Annotated in this window: 19 protein-coding genes; 16 read left to right on the top strand and 3 right to left on the bottom strand. The window is 47.4% G+C overall.

Annotated elements, in window-relative coordinates; genetic code table 11:
- Window positions 1-47: 47 nt before the first annotated feature.
- Window positions 48-938 (bottom strand): helix-turn-helix transcriptional regulator, encoded by an 891-nt coding sequence (locus tag AC58P7_RS09695; protein WP_497342194.1) that lies wholly within the window; start codon window positions 936-938, stop codon window positions 48-50.
- Between the two features lie 159 nt (window positions 939-1,097).
- Here AC58P7_RS09695 and AC58P7_RS09700 point away from each other — a divergent pair, with 159 nt between their 5' ends.
- The gene (locus AC58P7_RS09700; RefSeq protein ID WP_497342196.1) at window positions 1,098-2,495 is read left to right on the top strand and encodes an MATE family efflux transporter; all 1,398 of its coding nucleotides are present in this window, start codon (window positions 1,098-1,100) and stop codon (window positions 2,493-2,495) included.
- A gap of 75 nt (window positions 2,496-2,570) precedes the next feature.
- Window positions 2,571-3,083: a DUF1003 domain-containing protein gene (locus AC58P7_RS09705; RefSeq protein WP_497342198.1), complete on the top strand. Its 513-nt coding sequence runs from the start codon at window positions 2,571-2,573 to the stop codon at window positions 3,081-3,083.
- A gap of 65 nt (window positions 3,084-3,148) precedes the next feature.
- Here AC58P7_RS09705 and AC58P7_RS09710 read toward each other — a convergent pair whose 3' ends face one another.
- Entirely contained in the window at window positions 3,149-4,054 is a 906-nt protein-coding gene (locus tag AC58P7_RS09710) for an ArsR/SmtB family transcription factor (RefSeq protein ID WP_497342200.1), read from the bottom strand.
- Window positions 4,055-4,222: 168 nt separating this feature from the next.
- Between AC58P7_RS09710 and arfA the strand changes: the two genes are divergently transcribed.
- From arfA to AC58P7_RS09780, 14 genes are all read left to right on the top strand, one after another.
- Window positions 4,223-5,734, top strand: coding sequence for an arabinosylfuranosidase ArfA (gene arfA / locus AC58P7_RS09715; protein ID WP_497342202.1), 1,512 nt, complete (start codon window positions 4,223-4,225; stop codon window positions 5,732-5,734).
- Window positions 5,735-5,953: 219 nt separating this feature from the next.
- Window positions 5,954-6,286, top strand: coding sequence for a c-type cytochrome (locus AC58P7_RS09720; RefSeq protein ID WP_497342204.1), 333 nt, complete (start codon window positions 5,954-5,956; stop codon window positions 6,284-6,286).
- Between the two features lie 98 nt (window positions 6,287-6,384).
- Window positions 6,385-8,391 carry an LTA synthase family protein gene (locus tag AC58P7_RS09725; protein ID WP_497342206.1) on the top strand — a complete coding sequence of 669 codons (2,007 nt, stop codon included), beginning with the start codon at window positions 6,385-6,387 and terminating at the stop codon, window positions 8,389-8,391.
- A gap of 190 nt (window positions 8,392-8,581) precedes the next feature.
- Window positions 8,582-9,358 (top strand): ABC transporter permease, encoded by a 777-nt coding sequence (locus AC58P7_RS09730; protein WP_497342208.1) that lies wholly within the window; start codon window positions 8,582-8,584, stop codon window positions 9,356-9,358.
- Window positions 9,355-10,146, top strand: a complete 792-nt coding sequence (locus AC58P7_RS09735; protein ID WP_497342210.1) for an ABC transporter permease — start codon at window positions 9,355-9,357, stop codon at window positions 10,144-10,146. Before AC58P7_RS09730 ends, AC58P7_RS09735 begins: the two co-directional genes overlap by 4 nt.
- 32 nt (window positions 10,147-10,178) lie before the next feature.
- Window positions 10,179-11,219 (top strand): ABC transporter ATP-binding protein, encoded by a 1,041-nt coding sequence (locus tag AC58P7_RS09740; RefSeq protein WP_497342212.1) that lies wholly within the window; start codon window positions 10,179-10,181, stop codon window positions 11,217-11,219.
- A 4-nt stretch (window positions 11,220-11,223) separates the two neighbouring features.
- Window positions 11,224-13,572: an RNA polymerase recycling motor HelD gene (helD, locus tag AC58P7_RS09745; protein ID WP_497342214.1), complete on the top strand. Its 2,349-nt coding sequence runs from the start codon at window positions 11,224-11,226 to the stop codon at window positions 13,570-13,572.
- A 403-nt stretch (window positions 13,573-13,975) separates the two neighbouring features.
- A complete protein-coding gene (locus AC58P7_RS09750; protein ID WP_497342216.1) occupies window positions 13,976-14,911 on the top strand; it encodes a hypothetical protein in 936 nt (311 codons plus the stop codon).
- An 83-nt stretch (window positions 14,912-14,994) separates the two neighbouring features.
- Complete coding sequence (locus AC58P7_RS09755; protein WP_497342218.1) at window positions 14,995-15,732, top strand: ABC transporter ATP-binding protein; 738 nt, start codon at window positions 14,995-14,997, stop codon at window positions 15,730-15,732.
- Entirely contained in the window at window positions 15,725-16,480 is a 756-nt protein-coding gene (locus AC58P7_RS09760; RefSeq protein ID WP_497342220.1) for a DUF2705 family protein, read from the top strand. The genes AC58P7_RS09755 and AC58P7_RS09760 overlap by 8 nt, the downstream gene beginning before the upstream one ends.
- Window positions 16,481-16,637: 157 nt before the next feature.
- Entirely contained in the window at window positions 16,638-17,741 is a 1,104-nt protein-coding gene (tnpB, locus tag AC58P7_RS09765; RefSeq protein ID WP_497342222.1) for an IS200/IS605 family element RNA-guided endonuclease TnpB, read from the top strand.
- Between the two features lie 91 nt (window positions 17,742-17,832).
- Complete coding sequence (locus AC58P7_RS09770) at window positions 17,833-19,341, top strand: sensor histidine kinase (RefSeq protein ID WP_497342224.1); 1,509 nt, start codon at window positions 17,833-17,835, stop codon at window positions 19,339-19,341.
- Window positions 19,338-20,027 (top strand): response regulator transcription factor, encoded by a 690-nt coding sequence (locus AC58P7_RS09775; RefSeq protein WP_497342226.1) that lies wholly within the window; start codon window positions 19,338-19,340, stop codon window positions 20,025-20,027. Before AC58P7_RS09770 ends, AC58P7_RS09775 begins: the two co-directional genes overlap by 4 nt.
- Window positions 20,028-20,171: 144 nt before the next feature.
- Window positions 20,172-20,858, top strand: coding sequence for an MgtC/SapB family protein (locus AC58P7_RS09780; protein WP_497342228.1), 687 nt, complete (start codon window positions 20,172-20,174; stop codon window positions 20,856-20,858).
- A 92-nt stretch (window positions 20,859-20,950) separates the two neighbouring features.
- Here AC58P7_RS09780 and AC58P7_RS09785 read toward each other — a convergent pair whose 3' ends face one another.
- Window positions 20,951-21,394 carry a flavodoxin gene (locus AC58P7_RS09785; protein WP_497342230.1) on the bottom strand — a complete coding sequence of 148 codons (444 nt, stop codon included), beginning with the start codon at window positions 21,392-21,394 and terminating at the stop codon, window positions 20,951-20,953.
- Window positions 21,395-21,427 lie beyond the last annotated feature (33 nt).

The following is a 21,427-nucleotide window of genomic DNA, read 5'->3' on the forward strand; positions in this document are numbered from 1 at the left end:
TTATCCTTTTTCCTCAGTATATCATAAATGAGACTATCCCCAAGCGTTTAGGTCCCTTGTGAAAACTGCTGTCGATAAGACCGAGGCGACATCCCTTCCAGCTTCGTGAAGCTTGCCGCAAAGTAAGCAGCCTGCTCGAAGCCAACCTCCTGGGCAATGTGAGCAATGGGTAATTCCGTTTGCAAGAGCAGCAGTTTAGCTTGCCCCACTCTTAATTTCAGGAGGTACGTAATGGGGGAGCAGCCGTACTCTTTTTGCATACAGCGAGCAATGTATACAGGATGGAAATTAAGCTCATCACCCAATTGCTTAGCGGAAATCGATTCGCGAAAATGCTGCCTTAAGTAAGAGGCTGCCTTCTCTGCACAAGCTCTTGAAGCAGATGCATGATCTGTTTCTGCGGAGGCAGTTAGCTGGAACAGGATTTCCTGAAATAATTGCTGCTGGGCAAAACGTACACTGCTCACATGCGCACGAGGCTGAAGCTGCTGAAGCTGATCGAAGACATCGTACATTTTCTCAGGGTGTTGCAGCGTCGTAAATTGTGGAATACGCATGGTGAATGGTTCCACAGCGAAAGCCTCCACCACATTGTGAAAGGGAGCGGGATCCTCCAAGATGACCTTCGAAACGGTAGCAGGTTTAATAAGCTCCCAAGTTCCGCCAACATGGAAATGAAGCCAGTAGGTGTGGGTTGTCTCCAAGCATACCTTTGTTGCAAAATGGTAGCGGTCTGGCCGCAAAATCACAGCTTGCCCAGTCCCCACCTCAAATCGCGAATCCTCCTCGCCGATGTAGAAGCATCCCGATGTTGTGACAAGGAGATCGAATACCTGTATGTTGCTTCGACTCGGATGTTGCCCGCCTTTGGGGATGGTGTTCAATCCACTTGCGATATAGTGGGGCAAGGGAGGAACGGTTATTTCAAGAAATGACACAGAAGCCACCTTCTTATTTTAGGAATGAAAAGTTGGAATTGTAAAAGTTTAAGTTGCGATGTTGATACATGAAATCAACTATAACAGCTATAATTTGAACTGACTACTAAGTTTCATTTTCATAATAAATAGAGAATTGTACTGGATGGTGAATTGATCATGACGGTTGAGAAAAATAAGTATTCCTTATGGTTTCTAGCATGGCCTATATTCGTCGAATTACTGCTGCAGCTGCTATTGGGCGCTGTCGATACGCTGATGGTAAGCCGAGTCTCGGATGATGCGGTAGCCGTAGTTGGTTTAGCGAACCAGATCTTTCAAGCGGTCATGATTTTATTTATGACGGTGGCCAGCGGCGCAGGCATTCTAATTGCTCAGAAGATCGGGGCCAAGCAGCAGGATTCTGCACGTACAGTGGGGGTTATGGCGGTCACAATAAGTGGACTCATTGGCGCAGTTCTTAGTGTGATCCTCTATGTAGAGGCCGTTCCGTTAGCGAGACTGTTTCATTTAGAGGCGCGTTTGCTTCCACTGGCTCATACGTATATTTCGATTGTCGGCAGTGGAATGGTGTTGACTGCATTAACGGCCACACTCAGCACAGCGATTCGGAATACAGGAAACACAAAGGGACCGATGATTACCGCGATCGGGATGAATGTGATCCATGTGGTGTTAAACTACGGATGGATTAATGGGGCTTTTGGATTCCCACAGCTGGGTCTAACAGGGGTAGCGATTTCAACGTTGGTAAGTCGATTACTTGCGACCTGCCTACTGCTTTATATGTTCGTTTCTGCGTTTGAGCGAAGAATTAGTTGGCGGGATCTTAAGGTTTTCAACCGCAAGCTGTTCGGGGAGATTATCAAAATCGGTTGGCCGCTTGGTATCAATATGTCCTCATGGGTTTTATCGCAGCTTGCGATTTATACGTTTTTGGCAACGATGGGGGCTACGGCGCTTGCAGCTAGAACCTACATGAATACGTTGGAATCCATCTGCTTCATGTTGGGCTACTCGATTGCTTTATCGGCCCAAATCCAGATTGCGCATCTGTTCGGTTCGGGGCAGACGCAGGCCGCGTATAAAGCGGGCTATCGTGGCACATGGATTGGACTCGGCTTAGTCGGGTGCAATAGTCTTATTCTATTGCTGATCGGAAAAAGCTTTCTCGGTTTCTTCACCTCAGACACAGCGATCATTCAGTTAGCACTTTCGTGCTTAGTGCTGACGGCGGTACTTCAGCCAGGCAGGATGATCAATATGGGCTTCGGCAATGCGCTGAATGCGATTGGCGATACACGTTTTAATATGGTGATCTCGCTGTTCTCCATGTGGGGCGTTGCTGCAGGTCTCTCTTACGTGTTGGGTCTGCATTTCGGTCTAGGGTTAGCAGGTATTTATGTGGCGATGATTTGCGATGAGTATTTACGCGGTATTCTTGTAGCGATCCGCTGGCGGAGAAAGAAGTTTCTGCGCATAGCAGAGGGGCAGACGAGGAGCGTGGAAGCCGCGGGTAGAAGTGAGGGCGGCGAATTGAATGTCCATAGTGCTTAATATCGATTACAATGGTGTAAGAAGATAAGAAGATGTAGAGGCCATTATAGCGAGTAGAGTAGGATGGGTGAACGAATGGACATTAAGAAAGCAACAGAAGTGAAAAGCTATGCAACAAGGATTCAAGGTTTCGTGGATGAGTTCAAAAGCAATATCCATGAGCAATTGAATGAGGATTATCAGAGATCGACCTCATGGTCAGATCGTCTTGCGGATCGTGTTGCAAGCTACGTTGGCAGCTGGCGATTCATTAATATGTTTGTTATATTTTTGGCAATGTGGATCCTCTTAAATACCTTGTCGTTTACGAAAATCATCCATTTTGACGAGCCGCCATTCATTTTATTGAATCTCTTACTATCGTTTCTGGCTGGTTTTCAGGCGCCTATTATTATGATGAGTCAGAACAGACAATCTGCACGGGATAAAGAAGAAGCCATCATTGATTTTGCGATTAATTACAAAGCAGAGAAGGAAATTGATGATATGCAGGGCCACTTACATCGGTTGGAGGCCGATTTTGCCGAGTTTAGGAATGAAGTCAGATCCGAGCTAGCTGAAATTAAAGGGTTGTTGAAGCAGAAATGAGGAGAGGGGAACGAGGTGATTAGTCACCTTCGTTCCCCTTTAGTATGCATACGGATATTCGCCTTCTACCTTCGGTAAGTACGAAACCGAATATCCTGGTTGTAGTTGCCGAAGCCATCCCCATAAAGCGTCAATCCACCGACATGCTCGGCATGCTCGGGTACTTCTAGCCGTAAAGTCCATTCGTTACGTGAGATCGGAAGGTCCCCAATCGTAACAGAGGAAAGTTGCTGTCCATCCAGGAATGTCCCTTCTTCAGTGATGCGGAGAACCTTCAGCCAACCGTATTGGTTGGTATGGTCTGACCACCAGGAAGGGGTAAGCTTTCCGCGGCCATGGCCTGAATCGCCTGGGCTTGTCCAGTAGCCTAGCAGCGTATCATTCACATAAAAGTGAATGTCGGACGGCCAATTTGCTGCGATACCTGGCGCTTCCGAGCCGATTTCCAGCGAGATTTCAATCTCCTCCAACGTTTGCCCCTGAAGCATGTAGTTGGGAACACGATACTCGACAAAGCCTCTGGCAAACCAAAGGATCTTGGCATGCATACGCTCCGGTTCAAAGAAAAACCGTGGATCATCGAACTGACCAATCAGATGCTCATCTGTAGCTAAACCACAGGTAGGATGGACCTCATAGCGTGTGTAGTGACCGACTGGAATGGATACTTCGTTGAACAATCGCAGCTGCTGGATGGACTGAGGGAGCTGAATGTCGATGCGAGACAGAGCCAACGTGCATATTTTGTGCGTGCCGCCTTGCTTGCGAACGAGCTTCGTATGAATGAGTCCGCCTGTCTCCAGCTTTTTGACATGCATTGTCACGATCGCACTGCTTAGCGAAAGCCGCTGAGCCAAATCCTTCACATTCATCTCTTCTTCAGCTAATATGTCCAATATGTTAAGCCGCACATCGCTAGCCAGCGCTTCATACAAAGGCAGCCATTTGCGGTCTGTTGTCGTGTGTATCATTTAGGTTATCTCCTTCTTTTCATTCGTCCAATTAATATAAATGTGAATGCAACGAAAACAGGTGAAAGGTCTTGAACTTCATCCTTTTTTATTGTTTAATAGGATCATTACGTAATAATATTATTAACTGATTCATATTTTTATTAATTATACTATGAGGTGATCGCTATGTCTATGAAAGCTAGCATGATTATTGACAAGGATTTTAAAGTAGGAGAAGTGGATCCACGTTTGTATGGTTCCTTTATTGAGCATCTAGGACGCGCGGTGTATGGCGGGATTTACGAACCAGGCCATCCTCAAGCAGATGAACAGGGTTTTCGCGGAGATGTGTTAGAGTTAGTTAAAGGCTTACACGTGCCAATTGTCCGATATCCAGGAGGGAACTTTGTATCTGGTTACAACTGGGAGGATGGCATCGGACCTATGGATCAGCGCAAAAAGCGCCTTGATCTCGCATGGCGAACGATTGAACCGAACCTGATCGGTCTGAATGAGTTTATGGACTGGTGCCGGAAAGCGAACACGGATGCGATGATGGCTGTGAATCTGGGGACCCGTGGACCTGATGAGGCAAGGGACATTATTGAATATGCCAACATCACAGGAGGCACTTATTGGAGTGATTTGCGAATTTCCCATGGCTATCGTACGCCGCATAACATCAAAACTTGGTGCTTAGGCAATGAAATGGATGGCCCTTGGCAAACAGGTAGTAAGACCGCTGTGGAATATGGTCGGGTTGCCTGTGAAACAGCAAAAGTGATGAAATGGGTCGACCCTTCGATCGAGCTTGTCGCTTGCGGCAGTTCAAGCTTGGCGATGCCAACGTTCCCGGATTGGGAAGCGACTGTTCTAGAGCATACGTATGATCATGTAGACTATATTTCACTACATCAATATTACGGTAATCGCGATAAGGATTCCGCCAATTTCCTAGCTCAATCTGTGGGCATGGATCAATTTATCCATACCGTGATCGCTACAGCTGACTTCGTTCAGGCGAAAAAGCGCGGCAAAAAGAAAATTAATCTCTCCTTCGATGAATGGAATGTGTGGTACCACTCCAATGATGCCGATCGTAAAATTGAGCCTTGGTCTATCGCACCGCCTCAACTGGAAGACATCTATAATCATGAAGATGCGCTTCTCGTAGGCTGTATGCTGATTTCTATGCTGAAACGTGCGGATCGTGTCAAAATGGCGTGTTTAGCGCAATTGGTTAACGTAATCGCTCCAATCATGACCGCAAATGGCGGCGCGGCTTGGAAGCAAACGATTTACTATCCGTATTTGCATGCGAGTGTGTTTGGCCGCGGAACGGTTCTCGTACCTCTCATTAAGTCACCGAAGTATGATGCTAAGGACTACACGGATGTTCCTTACCTCGAGGCTGTAGCCGTGCACAATGAGGAAACATCGGAACTAACTATTTTAGCAGTAAATCGCCATCTGGAAGAAGCACTCCCATTGGAGATGGATCTTCGCAGCTTCGGCGGCTTCCAAATCAAGGAGCATATCGTATTGGAGCATGATGATCTGAAGGCATCCAATACATTAGATAATCCTGATCGGGTTAAACCACATTCTGGTGGGAATGCTTCGATCTCTTCCAATGGGCAAATTGGGGCCGTTTTAGGGAAAGCTTCGTGGAATGTGATTCGTCTGAAATTAGCCTAAATATATCAGAATTTTTTCAAATATAAGCCTATAAAAAGTCGCGTTTCGCACCATAATAATCATAGGAGAACCCTCGAACGAGATCGAAAATCGAGGCTGCCCATGTGGTGGTGCCGCGGCTTTTTTTTATCTAATTAGATTGTAAAAGTTTTCTTCATTTTTCAATCTCTACTCTGCTCTGGTATGATGAGAGAAATGAGATTGAAGGAGTTTCGACGTATGAAGATGAGAGTTGGTTGGGTTGGAGGCTTGGTGCTGGTCGCAGCAATGAGTTTAACCGCTTGCGGAGATAAACCATCGGTGACACCGAGTGCGAGTGTTTCTGCTCAGGTAGATGTTCCAAAGCTATATCAAAATTATTGTATCTCCTGTCATGGTAATCAATTACAAGGCGGTCAAGGTCCCAATATTCAAAAAGTGGGAGAACGCCTGGGTGAGGCTGAAATCGTAAAGCGGATACAAAAGGGTGGTGGCGGGATGCCGCCGTTTCAGGTCACGATGAAAGAAGAGGAATTGAAAGCACTTGCAGCATGGTTAGCTGGATTGAAGTAGGTGGAAGAAAATGGGAGACTTAAGGTTCCTTTAAGGTAAGCTACATAATTCCTTCACAATTGACATTTACAATAGGGGCATAAGGAGAGTGATGTAACATGCACTTGAATTTGAAGCCCCGGAAACGTCTTTCGAGTAAAAAGAGCTCAAGCCGTCTGGGAGCATCGATTTCACTAGTTTTATTTATGATCGGTTTACCGATCTTGTCTGTCGTAGGTATGGAGTTTCTCGAACGCGGTAATCTACCTGAAACCATGCAATGGATGATAGGTAATCAACCTTTATTTTTACTGAATGTAGGGCTAACCTTCTGTCTTCTGGCCTTCATCTATGCCATTGTAGGATCTTTAGCGATATCTGGCTCCATCTCGACTTTAATTCTCGGTCTGATGTCAATTATCTCGTATATGAAAGTGAAAATGATCGGGGAGCCATTCTTCCCTTGGGATATATTGCTGAATAAAGAGAGTATGGATATTGCCTCGCTAGTCACGGGAAAAGCCGCGCTCATTCGAATTATCGCCGTTGCCGCAGCAATTCTGATCGTTCTTCTTCTAAGATGGGTGATTCCGCGTGTAACCTTACCTATTATCGCACGAATCGGTTTAGGGCTTTTTTCGCTCTATGCCTTGTATGCATTTGGGATCAAAACACCATTAGCAGGCAAAGTATTGGATCGCGCGGGCGTAGATGAAATTGTTTGGGATCAGCAGGAAAACTATGCGAATAATGGTCTCACGCTAGCGTTCACCCTGAATGTGAAAAACTCCATCGTTCAGAAGCCTAATACCTACAGTGAGCAAGCACTGGCTTCGGCAGCAACGAATATTCAAGAAACGGCTGTGCAGGATGCAGGTCTCAAAAAAGCGACCCTCTCTACTGGGAAAAAGCCGAATGTTATTTTCGTCATGAGTGAAGCTTTCTGGGATCCTACGCTGCTGACTAATGTAAAATTCAGTGAAGATCCACTGCCAACGATTCATCGTTTGCAGAAGGAGTCTAGCTCGGGTTATCTGCTCTCCCCGCAATTTGGCGGCGGTACGAGTAACGTGGAATTTGAAGTGTTAACGGGGAACTCAATGAGTTTCTTGCCTGGCGGATCCATTCCGTATCAACAGTACATTTCGAAGCCAGTTCCAAGCTTGGCGAGTTATTTTGCTGATCAAGGGTACAAGAGCATGGGGATTCACTCCTACGAAGGCTGGTTCTGGAACCGTAACACGGTGTATAAAGAGCTTGGTTTTGAATCCTTTAAAAGTAGTGAACACTTCGAGAACCCGGAAACAAAGGGTTACTTTATCTCCGATGCTGAAGTCGCAAGAAACGTGATTAGTGAAGTGGATAAAACGGAAAATCCGATGTTTATTTACACAGTAACCATGCAAAATCATGGACCTTATGATGATCTTCGCTATGGGGAAAATAAGTTCAAAGCCACAGGCGATCTTTCCGCGCAAGCGAAAAGTATTCTAGAAACGTACACGCAAGGTGCGCATGACGCGGATCAAAGCTTGCAAATGATGATCGATCATTTCAAGAATTCGGATGAACCGACGATGATCGTATTCTATGGTGACCATTTGCCGATGCTGGGGATGGATTATCAGGTGTATAAGGAAGCAGGCTTTATCTCAACAAGCGATGCTAACAAATGGTCCTTAGATGAAATCAAGAAAATGCACAGCATTCCGCTTGTGACTTGGTCCAATTTTGATATGCCGAAGCAAGACATTCCGCTGTTAAGCGATTCTTTCTTAGGCGCTCACGTTCTCGATATGCTTCATATGGAAAAGCCAGCGAATTTCGCCTTGGATGCTAAGTTGGCACAGCAAGTGCCTGGTCTGCTTAGCAACTTGATCGTCGATCAGGATGGGCAATTACATGCAACTGCACCGGAATCCGCAGTACCGCTTATCAATGACTATCGAAACGTGCAGTACGATTTATTGTTCGGTAAGCAGTACTTGGCCGAATATCTGGATCATGATTACTTGACCAAAGGCACGCAATCAGACTATAATGCCGAGTTTGGTGCCACGGAAGCAGCATCTGCAAAGTCCGAGGCTCAGGGGAATAAAGACTCGAAGCCGGCAAGTACGCAATAGGTAATGGACAAAGGCAGTCTCCAAGTAGATGATACTTGGGAGGCGGCCTTTTGTGTGTTTGGGTTGGGCAGAAATAACTGTTGCCAGCGGCAGGGTTATTTTGGTAATATGGGATTCCGTCTCTACGCGGCGACTGCACGAAATCGAAAAGGCTCTTACTGATCTTGAACGACAAAACAGGAGGTGTTTTATGCTTTTCGCGGTTTTGGCGCGCAAGGCGTACGCAAGAAACTTGCAGTATCGTGGCTCACATCTGCTGCATAATGCGGTGAGCGCGGTGTTCGGCTTTATCTATGCCAGCATATGGACCGGCTTAGGCAGCGACACATCGTTAGGCGAATACGGTGCCCAAGGCATCGTCGGTTATATTGCTTTTAACCAAGCGATTCTATGGATTACTCAGTTTACGACGAACGGGCTCGGACTCGAGCAAGCGGTTCGGACGGGTCAAATTGCGGTCGATCTGATGCGGCCGGTGCATTTATTTTATCAGGCGATGAGTCGTGAGTGGGGCCAAGTGTGGTATCAATTTTTATATAAAAGCATTCCGATTTATGTCCTCTATTATTTCATCTTCTCCTTACAGCTTCCCCAGCACGCTTCGGTGTATGGATGGACAGCTCTCTCGCTTGTCACGGCCTCTTATATTTCAATCTGCATGAATTACTTAATTGGCGTTGCCGCCCTATGGACGACCGAATCACGCTGGTTCTACTGGGTCAACTATTCGTTCGCTATGCTGCTTTCCGGCTTCTTCATCCCCTTGGAATGGCTGCCTAGCTGGCTCCGTACCATCAGCTTATACACGCCGTATCCTTATCTACTTTATTATCCAACTCGAATCTATCTTGGACTTCAACATGGAACTGTTGTGCTCGGCGCTCTCCTTTGGGGCATCGGGTTTACTTGTGTCTGCTTGGCCGTTACTGGGGTGGTTCGAAGGAAGCTGGAGGTGCAGGGCGGATGATGTCGATTCGATTGTTTACGCTACTCATTAAGGCAAGTTTGCGAAGTCGCATGCAGTATAAGTTTAATTTTGTCTTCTCGACCATCATGTCTTCGTTCATTCAACTTTCCGAATTCCTGATGGTGGCGTTGGTGATGATGAAATTTGGCAATATCAAAGGATGGACACTGTACGAAGTGAGCTATTTGTATGGTGTGATGATGATTTCCAAAGCGATCTATCGCACACTTGCTTCCGACGTGCATCATCTCGAAAAATATCTCGTTTCTGGTGATTTAGATGCGATTCTGATTCGGCCTGTTCCAGTGCTAGTGGCCCTGATGACACAAAATTCACGGATCCAATTTGCCGAAATCGGTCAAGGGCTGATCCTGTTAATTATTTCGATGAAAGCGCTTATCAGAACTGGGCAAATAGGGTGGATTGCCATCCCATTAACAGGGTTCATCATCCTCACAGGCGCTGTGATTTTATTCGCGATTGGACTTGCGACGGCTGCTGCCGGCTTTTGGCTTACGCGGATTGAGTCCCTGCAAAATATGACCGAAGACGCTTCCCAAACAGCCGCACGTTACCCGCTTAGGATCTATCCCAAATGGCTGCAAGGCGCGTTATTAGTGCTCGTTCCGGTAGGCTTCGTCAATTACATACCTGCTCTCTATGTGCTTAGGCATGAAGGAGGAGTCGGGCTGCTGTTTGGCACTTTGGCGGTCTCGGTTGCCGTATTGTGGCTAGCTATGCGCTTCTGGAAGCTAGGACTTTCTCGCTATCAAAGCACGGGAAGTTAATTTAATGTGATAAAAAGGAGGGCAAGCACCCGATGATAACGGTTCGGCATTTACGCAAAACCTTTCAATCCCCGGTCATTCAAGAAGGTAAGTTCTCAGGGATTCGAACCCTATTCTCCAGGGCATATAAAGAGAAAGAAGCGGTCCGCGATGTGAGCTTCGAGATTGAAACCGGCGAGTTCGTCGGGTATATTGGACCTAATGGGGCAGGCAAGTCGACAACGATCAAAATGCTCACAGGCATCCTGCACCCGACCTCCGGTGAGGTGCTGATTCATGGACGCAGTCCGCAAAAGCAACGAAAGCAGGTAGTGAGGCAGCTTGGTGTTGTTTTTGGACAGCGGAGCCAGCTGTGGTGGGATCTGCCCGTGAAGGATTCCTACGAAATCCTCATTGCGATGTATCGTGTGGAGGAAGCCACGGCTCGTCGCAGGTTAGGTGAATTGACTGAGCTCTTAGACTTAAAAGAGCTCTTAGACACGCCCGTTCGCAAGCTGTCTCTCGGTCAACGAATGCGAGCAGATTTGGCGTCGTCGATGCTGCATGATCCGGCCATTTTGTTCCTGGATGAGCCTACAATCGGCCTAGATGTGGTGGCAAAACGAAATATTCGCGGTTTCCTACAGACGTTGAATCGGGATTTCGGGAAGACAATTTTGCTAACGACGCATGATATGGACGATATCGAGCAGCTTTGTCCCAGGGTTATCGTCATTAATCATGGGCAAATTGGCTATGATGGTTCCATAGACAAGCTGAGGGAGCGCATTGGATTACCTACGATAATGAAAGTGTCCTATCGTGGTGAAATTCAAGTGCCCGAAAGTTGGGAGCTACCCTTTCGCGTGGTGGAGCAAGAAGCGAACCTTCTGACGATTGCTTGCAACCGCCAAGAACTCAAAGCGATGGATGTGCTGCGTATTGTGAGCAGCTGGGGCGACATGGACGATGTACATATGGAAGAGCCGGAATTTGAAGAAGTTATTCAAAACGTCTATTTACCACATAAGAATTTATATGGTTTCCGGTACTCGGAAGAACAAATTCTTATTGGCGATAAAGGAGTGGAATGAAATTATGGCGATAGGGAATGAAGAACGAGAGAAAGAATCGCAGCGCGTTTCTGTGGTGCGTGCCAATATTCAGAGACGTATTGTAGAACTGCGCCAAACCGTAGATGATCGCAGATCGGAAGCGACGGCCATTGGTCGAAGCTTCTGGGATGATATCTCCGTCAACGCAGACAATGCCGATGACATCATCGAGACCGCTGCAAGTATGGCTCAGCAGGAGCATGTGCTGCAAGGGCAGGAGCGCAGCTATCGACTAGCGCAGGATGCACTGCGTAAGCTGGAGCGTGTCGTCGATGCGCCCTACTTTAGCCGTATTGATTTTCAGGAGCGCGGCGAGCAGGAGCGGGAGAAAATCTATATCGGGTTAACGTCGTTCATAGACAGTAAGACCGATGAAATCCTGATCTATGATTGGCGAGCACCCATTGCCAGCGTGTTCTATGATTATCCGCCTGGCCCGGCGACGTATCGGACGCCAGAGATGGATGTAAGCGGCGAGCTATGGCTTAAGCGCCAATACATCATCAAGGCTGGCGAGCTGCAGGATGTGTTCGATACCGGTATTTCCATCGGTGACGAAATGCTGCAGAAAATGCTCAGCCGCAGTGCGGACGAGAAAATGAGCTCCATCGTGACGACGATTCAGCGAGAGCAGAACCAGATCATCCGCGATGATCAGTACAAGGTGCTGGTCGTCCAAGGCGCGGCTGGCAGCGGTAAGACGTCCGTTGCGCTGCAGCGAATCGCGTACTTGCTCTATAAGTATCGGACGACGCTGAGCGCCGATAATATGATCCTCTTTTCGCCGAACTCGCTGTTCAGCGATTACGTGTCTCGCGTCCTGCCGGAGTTGGGCGAAGCGACGATGCAGCAGACGACCTTTCAAGATTATTTGACTCATAAACTAACGGATACCGGGCTGAAGCTGGAGGATCCGTATGATCAGTTGGAGTTTATTTTGACAGGTACAGAACAAGATCCGATTTACGCTGCACGCTTGCAGAGCATTACCTACAAAACATCCGAAGCTTTCCTAAGCGTAATCGAAGCCTACGGAGAGAAGCTGAAGGAGGGCGGCATTCGATTCCTCGATCTAGCGGTGGGTAAAAAGGTGTTGATCACGGCAGACGAGCTGAGTGAACGTTTCTATGGCAAGCCTTCGATTCTTGCCATCGGCGAACGCATGGAGCAGCTCTCCGAGTGGATATTGGAGAAGCTGGATGTGTTCCAAGTCGATGTGGAGAAACGGTTCTATCGCAAGCTCGTGCGCGAACCGAAGTACATGGGCACCGAACCGGAAATGAAGAAAATGAGCCGTGTCAAAGCCCACAAAGCGATCACTCCGCTCAAGGAAAAAGCGCAAAAACTAGCCTATGTCGATGTATTGGGAATGTACATGGAGCTGTTTACGGATATTAGCTTGCAGCAGGAACTCGTAAAGCTTGCTGGGCAGCCGCTCCCTGAAGCGTGGGCGATGATAAGCGACTTCACTGTGGAGGTGTTGGAGCAAGGCCATCTACGCTACGAGGATGCAACGCCACTTGTATATCTCAAGGGGCTTGTCGAGGGTCAGCTGCGTGTGGGCACGATTCGTTATTGTCTCGTCGATGAAGCGCAGGATTACTCACCGTTCCACTATGCGTACCTGAAAAAACTGTTTCCACGCGCCCGTTTCACACTTCTGGGCGATTGGAATCAAGGGATCTTCACGCATGCGAACGCGAATGTGAGCGTGAGCGTGGGCGCAAGTGCGGGGGCTAGTGCCAGCGGCGACGCAAGATCAGGCGCCGCACAGCAAGAGCATGGCTACAGCTCGATCAGCGAGCTGATGGGGGAAGACGAGACGGAGACGATTCGTCTCGTCAAGAGCTACCGCTCAACACGCGAAATCACGGAGTTCGCGTGTCAGGTCCTGCCCGGCGGCGAACCGGTGGAACCGTTCAGCCGCAGCGGCGAGGAGCCGCGCCTGCTGCGCGCGACCGACGAGCAAGAGCTGAGCCGCCTCGTCGCAGAGGCGGCTGCTCTAAGACGCGACGGCGGCGCAAGCTCCGTCGCGATCATTTGCAAGACCGAGCGCGAGACGGAGCACGCGCACGGACGCTTGAAGCCGCTGCTGCCGGAGCTAGCGCGGATCAGCAAAGATACGCTGCACTACGAAGCAGGCGTGATGATCCTGCCGGCGTACCTCGCCAAAGGGCTCGAGTTCGACGCGGTTATTCTCTACGATGCCGGGGCGGCTGTCTACGCAGAGGCGAAGGAGCGCAAGCTGTTCTACACGGCTTGCACGCGGGCTCTCCACCACCTGGATGTCTGTTATCTAGGTGATTTAACCCCTTTTCTTCCCGGCAAATAGACATTCGTCCATACCCATCTGCCCTGCCTAACATAGGATATATGGAGCAACCAAGATTAGGTTATCGCAGGCGGAAGGGGGAACTAACCATGTCACACGTTGGATACTCCAGCACAGCTGTTGTTCTGGTATTGTACATTTTGTTGGTTATCATTTTGGCAACATTCTAATATAGCGTGGAGCTTCAGGAGCCGTCTTCCGATTCGCGGGAGGCGGCTTTGTTGCGTCTATATGCATAATTTTCCTGCCCACCTCCAGTTTAGAAAAATTTAAGAATTGTTTTAGACGTTGTTAATAGGCGCTTTAGTGGCAATTAAGTCTCGAGGGCTAAGATAGTCAATATGGAAGCGCAGAGCGCAGCCAAATTAGAGAAAGCGTATGAATTACGCGGAGGCAGGACGAGATGAATAAAAAGTTAGCGATGTTGGGTTTAGGTGTAGCGGTTGGCAGCATGATGCTAGTGACCTCGGTATATGCAGGTGTGGGAGAAGCTCCCGGGTATGAAGCGTTCAAAACAGCGGTGAAACAAACAGCAACTATACAGAATGTAACGCGTCAGGTGAATGTGTCCTTACAGGATAACGGAGCTTCTCTACTTCAGGTGAAATCGACTATTAAAAGCGGTGGCGTCGATCACGCGGGGAGCGCGCAAGTGAAGGTACAGAGCGGCACTGATGACGAACAAACGATTCAATTCTACAGCCAAGATGGTAAGCAGATTATCAAAACAGCTGATTCCGATGTGTACAAAGTTCTTGAAGGAGACGGAGGACCTTCCAAGTTTAAAGGTCATGACAAAGGCAACCATACCCCAGACCCACAAACGATCAGCGAAGTGGAAAATGTCGTGGATGCCCTCGTCGGCAACTTGAAGAACTATGTCACGATGGACGAAGCCGCAGGTAACGGTAAGGAAATTCATTTTAAACTATCGGGCAGCCAGATTTCTCCGGTTGTAAACACCGTAGGCTCACTCGTTATCAAACATGGAGTGATGGCGAAAGATCAGCCAGTCCCTGCCAAAGCCAATACGTTGGGAATTGACCTTTCAACCTTGCGGAACAGTCTGCCGCAGCTTTCTTCCGACATTTCGATGGATGAAGTAGAAGTGAATGCGAGCGTGGACGGGGATGATCACATTACGAGTCAATCCGCTCAAATTCATTTGTCTGGTAAAGATGCGCAAGGAGCCGAGCATGATGTCGTACTAAGAATTGATATGACGCTCTCCAGCTTGAACTCCACAACACCGGATACCGTAGATTTGAGCGGGAAGCAAGTAGAGAACGTGAATTTTGATGAATTGTCCAACCATGAAAACTGGGGCGGCAAGCACTAAGCGCTGCAAGTACCTTACGAACCGAAGAGGAGACGTCAACCTCGGTTGACCTCCTCATTTCCCTTTTGAAAGGCGGAAGCAGCATGAAACACGTCGTTGAACTGAACAATGTGACGAAAATATTCAGTAACCTGCGCGGTATCCATCAAGTTAATATGACGGTGCAGCGCGGCGATATTTATGGTTTTTTTGGACCAAATGGTGCGGGGAAAACGACCGTCATGAAGATCATGACAGGCCTATCCCAGGCGCAGCAAGGCGAGGTGAAGCTGTTCGGCTACGATGTGAAAACACAGTATGAGCAAGCGATGGCGAAAGTCGGCGTTTTGATCGAAACGGCAGAAGCATATTCGTACATGAGCGGCAGAAGGAATCTGGAGCAAGCGGCGAGATTTTATCCAGAGGTGAGCAAACAGCGAATAGACGAAGTGCTTGAGATCGTAGACTTAACCCCCTTTCAGCATGAAAAGGTAGGAGGCTACTCGCTAGGTATGAAGCAACGACTAGGACTGGCGGCCGCGATGCTGTCTAAGCCAGAACTTTTGATTCTCGATGAGCCAACGAACGGGCTTGATATCGAAGGCATGGTTCACATTCGTGAAATCATCCTGCGATTAGCACGTGAAGAGCGAATTACGTTCTTGATCTCTTCCCACCTCATCCACGAAATGGAGCTCATGTGCAATCGCATTGGCATCATCCATCAAGGGAAGCTCGTTCGTGAGGGGCTCGTTTCCGATTTGATCAAAGGCAGTGCATCCTTGGAAGCCGCCTACCTACGTGAAATTCAAGCAGTTAGGGGGCTTGCCGCTCATGCCTAGCATTTTAACCGCTAACGTCTGGAATGAGACGCTGAAATTAGCCTATAAGAAGAAGACAATTTTCTTCCTAGCCGTAACCTTACTGCTCCCGATTCTGGCAGGTATCTTGCTTTCCAGATTTCAGCACGGCATTGGCATCGGCGCGATCGCTGCGAAAGATTTCCCTATTGTGATGCTCAGTTTGTTCACGAGTATTTTCCTACCCTTGTTCGTGTTCATGGGTGCCGCGGATGTGTTCTCCGGTGAAATGGGTGACCGCACAATGAAAAACATCCTAACCCGTCCACTCTCAAGGTTCAAAGTGTTTGCCTCCAAACAACTGGCACTCGCCATCTATATTGCACTCTATTTGGTCGTAGCCCTAATCGCATCCATGCTCTCAGCTATGTTGTTTCAACATTTCGGAAGCTTAGGGACGCTCTCCACATGGATACTTGCTTACGGAGCGGCTTTCGTACCCTTGCTAGTGCTCAGTATCGCAGCGGTATGTTTGGCACAGTTTTTCTCAAGCAGCAGCTCGGCACTAACCGTCAGCATTCTTTTATATCTCGCTTTTAAAGTGGCAGCTTTCTTATTACCGCAAATCGCAACCTACTCGCCGACGGCTTACATGGATTGGCATATGCTTTGGGTTGGCGGCTCGATCGTGACGAGCAAGATCTTCTCGATCTTTATGTTTTTAGTAGCGTGCAGTATACTATTTTTTACAGCAGGTTATTATTTGTTTGATAAAAAGGATTACTCGTGACTTCAGTCGCAAGCTTAGAAAACTTCAGATATGGCGTAGCTTTTGCTTCGTTAACAATCCGACATATGTTGTAAAAAAAGGACAAACAATACATTTTTGCGAACGTACGTGCTATAATGGATGTATATGCCAAGATGAAAGGAGGCCTATTTTCGTCATGCTGCATCATAAAACTTACAAGTTTCGCATTTACCCTACGCCAGAACAAGCAACACGTATTAACAAGACGATTGGATGTAGCCGCTTTGTGTTTAATCATTTTCTAGCCCTATGGAACGACACATACAAAGAGACAGGTAAAGGTTTAAGTTATGGAGCATGTTCCGCACAACTCACAAAACTAAAACATGAAATAGATTGGTTAAACGAACCAGACAAATTTTCGCTACAAAATACACTGAGGAATTTGAGTGATGCGTTCAATCGTTTTTTCAAAAAACAAAGCGATGCGCCTACGTTTAAGAGCAAGAAGAATTCTGTACAGTCGTACCAAACCAACTACACAAATGGAAATATTGAAATTGTTAACAATCAGATCAAGTTGCCTAAACTGGGACTTGTGAAGTTTGCTAAAAGTCGTGAAGTCAAAGGTCGTATCGTCAACACTACGATTAGACGCAATCCATCAGGTACATATTTTGTATCTGTACTTGCGGAAGTTGAAATCCATGAGTTGCCCGAAACAGGCAAAGAAGTTGGCATCGATGTTGGCTTGAAAGATTTAGCGATTCTATCCAGTGGCGAAGTGTTTGGCAACCCTAGATTCTTTCGCATACTTGAAGAGAAACTGGCAAGGGCACAGCGTAAACTTTCACGTAGGATGAAAGGCGGCAGCAATTGGAAGAAGCAGCGCATGAAAGTAGCGCGTATTCACGAGAAGATCGCGAGTGCTCGTACAGACTACTTGCAAAAAATTTCAACGCATATTGTCAAAAACCACGACATCATTGCGATTGAAGACTTGCAAATAGCCAATATGATGAAAAATCACAAATTAGCTAAGGCAATTAGCGAAGTATCCTGGTCGATGTTTCACTCCATGCTGGCGTATAAAGCGAAATGGTATGGTCGCATAGTTGTGGCTGTGGGTAAAACATTCGCATCTTCACAGCTATGCTCTTGCTGTGGTTATAAACATAAAGATGTTAAAGACCTAAAGTTGCGCGAGTGGATTTGTCCCGATTGTGGAGCGAATCATGATAGAGACTCCAATGCAAGTCTAAATATTCTTGCCGAAGGCAAAAGACTGCTTACTGTGTAATTCCATTACACGAACTGTCGGAACGACAGGGTTAGCTTGGTAAATTTCTCTTCGTTAGAAGGGACTACCCAAGAATCTCATGACTTTAGCCATGAGAAATTCAAAAAAAGGAGCTCTGAACCCGATGTCGATCCGCGTACGGCTAGTACTATCCTATATTGCCATGCTGCTTGTACCGCTTGTGCTTTTTGGGCTAGCCGTCATTCTCATCAGCATCGCCACCTTCGGCAGCTTGAAATCCGGCTTCGAAGTGGATTTCTCCCACGGCAATCCCATCAAGCGTGTGGTTGACCAGGAACTCGAAAATGTCGCTTACATGAAGGCGAAGACAGATACCGACCCAAATGCTTTTCTGAATGATGTGTTTGTGAAGGATCTGGAGCAGCGCTTCCATAAAATCAATATGGGTTTGATCATCCGTCAGGATCAAACGATTAAATATATCTCTCCTTATATCAAAGTAGGTGAGGCAGGGGATACCTCAAAGCTGCCGGCTTTTGGCACATCATCGGGACAATTCCAGCGTAATCAAGGTTCTCTGTGGATAACCAGGCAGCAGGATTTCTTATTTTCCGATAAAAGTAAAGGTACCGTGTTCGTATTTCTAGACGGAGGTCCTTTTCAGAAATATTTGCACCAGTTCTCAAAATCTGTGATCTTGACGTTTCTTTTCATCCTCATCGCCACCAATGGCGTGCTGACCTATTTCGTATCCCGCAGCATTATTCGGCCTTTGCGAGCACTAAAGCGTGCAACAGAGGAAATCAAAGAGGGTAACCTCGACTTTGAAATCGTGCCCCACGGGAACGATGAGCTTGGCGAGCTAAGCGTTGCTTTTGAAGAAATGCGCCGTAAACTCAAGAAATCTGTTGAACTTCAGTTCCAATATGAAGAGAATCGCAAGGAGCTCATTTCGAATATTTCCCATGATTTGAAAACACCGGTCACCGCGATCAAAGGTTATGTTGAAGGCATCATGGACGGTGTTACGAATTCGCCGGATAAGTTAGACAAATACATTCGAACCATTTATAACAAAACGGCGGATATGGATCGGTTGATTGATGAGCTGTTTCTATTTTCCAAGCTGGATCTGGGCAAAGTTCCTTTTCAATTTGAAACCGTGGATCTAGGGAACTACGTGCAGGACTGCGCGCAGGAATTGCAGTTTGATATGGAGAAAAAAGGGGTTCAGTTTACACTTGCCGACCTGCTACAAGAGCCGATTCTGGTGACGGCAGATCGTGATAAGCTTCGACGTGTGCTTCTGAATATTATAGAGAATGCGATCAAATACAGTGAGGCAGGTAACTGCCGCATCGAATTAAGCGTTCAGAAACAGGGCGACTTCGCCGTCATACAAATTAAAGATAACGGCCAGGGCATCTCGGAAGAGGCGCTTCCGCATATATTCGACCGCTTCTTTCGCGCAGATCCTTCACGAAACACGGCAACGGGAGGCAGTGGGTTAGGGCTTGCTATTGCGAAGCAAATCATCGAGGAGCATGGCGGGCGCATTGGCGCAACAAGCGTGCTCGGGCTGGGCACAACCGTGTACATGGCCTTACCACTTCATCAGGAGAAGGGAAGCGAAGCATGAGTCGGATTTTGATCGTAGAAGATGAACAAAGCATTGCTGAGTTAGAACGTGATTACTTAGAAATTAGCGGATATGAGGTTGATATCGAGACTAGCGGCGACCGTGGACTGGAACGGGCTTTAACGACAGACTATGACCTGGTTATTCTAGACCTCATGCTGCCAATCGTTGATGGCTTTGAAATTTGTCGGCAAATTCGTAGTAAGAAGGACATTCCGATCGTCATGGTTTCTGCCAAAAAGGAAGATATTGATAAGATTCGCGGCCTCGGACTTGGAGCCGATGATTATATGATCAAGCCTTTTAGCCCAAGTGAGCTGGTGGCTAGAGTGAAAGCCCATTTGGCCCGCTATGAGAGGCTGATGGGGCGACGTGAGGCGAAGAACGACGAGGTACGCATTCGTGGTCTGATGATAGATAAAACGGCGCGACGCGTGTTTGTGAATGACAAAGAGGTCATGTTCACGACCAAAGAGTTCGACCTGCTGACCCATCTGGCGATGAATCCGAATCGAGTATACAGCAAAGAGCAGCTGTTTGATCTCCTGTGGGGCATGGATGCCATGGGGGAAATTGCTACCGTGACTGTGCATATCCGCAAGCTGCGTGAGAAAATTGAGCAGGATCCATCGAATCCGCAATATATCGAAACGATTTGGGGAGCGGGCTATCGTTTTCGGATTTAACCAGATAAGCTTGGGGGAGTTGCCTAACTCGTCTCAGGCTTTTTGGCTATAAGCATAAAGATGTTGGTAATTAACGAATGGTTATTTACTTCCTCGCTTTGTTAAGATATTGTAAAGGTTACTTAACTAGAGGAGTCAACAACGATGCTGTTTACTGTGGATCTGCATATTTTAATGAAATTAGGGATTTCAGCTATTTTTGGGTTAATAATTGGGTTGGAACGGGAAATTAGGAATAAACCGCTAGGCCTCAAAACGTCGCTCGTTATTTGTTTAAGCAGCTGTCTGCTGACAGTCGTGTCCATCGAATCTGCGAATAAATATGCCGTAGCTGGGTTGCACGTGATGGATCCCATGAGGCTGGCGGCGCAAGTGGTGAGCGGGATCGGTTTTCTCGGAGCCGGGGCCATTCTTCGTAAGCATAATGATGTCATTATCGGTCTTACGACGGCGGCCATGATTTGGGGCGCTGCGGGACTTGGTATTGCGGTTGGCGCAGGATTCTTCGTTGAAGCTTTTTTTGGACTTCTTCTTATTCTCATTAGCGTCATCGTGCTGCCTTATTTTATTAAGAAAATGGGACCTAGACCGCTGACGATGAAGGATCTGCGCGTACGCCTGATCGTCTCCCATGAAGGGAATTTAACCACAATCATCAAAGCGATTATTGCCAAAGGGTACAAAATGAAAAGTGTCCATATTAAAGAACTGAACAAAGAACTGCAGGAGCTGAATTTCATTGTTTTCGTTGATCGGAAATATGCTTCTGAGGTCTATGATGAGTTGAAGAGCATGGCATACATTGAGATTGCGGAAGTGGAGACGTTGTGAAAAAAGCTAAACGGCGTTATTAAACCGCTAGAGAAGGACCGAAGGTGGCAAGTAGCGCTGCCTTGCGGTCCTTTTCGTTTAGAACGAAACGCTTAGCCTAGGGATGCTGCGAATTTAAGCCCTAGCTCACGACACAGCTGCTTCTCTTCTTTGGATGGATTCAGTTCAACCTTCAGACCTTCAAACACTTTCTCAGCGCCAAGCTCAGCAAGCTTCGCTTCAAGCGTATCTACCGCAGCGCCAAACTCTGCATAAGCGGAGTCAGCAGAACCGAATACGCCACACTTGCGCCCTTGCAGGTTCACATCATCCATTTCCTCGTAGAAATCTTCGAATTCATCTGGCAAATCGCCATCGCCCCACGTATAAGATCCTAGTAGAATCCCTTCGTAGTTCTCGAGTTCACTCGCATTGGTGTCCATCACGTATTTGAGATCAGGCTCGATCCCTGCCTCTTGAATGCCGACTGCAATCGCCTCGGCGATTTCTTCTGTATTTCCAGACATGCTTGCGTAAACGATGATGATTTTGGACATGGTGGACCTCCTAATGGTGATATATTATTTTCG

The sequence above is a fragment of the Paenibacillus sp. J22FR5 genome, assembly GCF_059691975.1.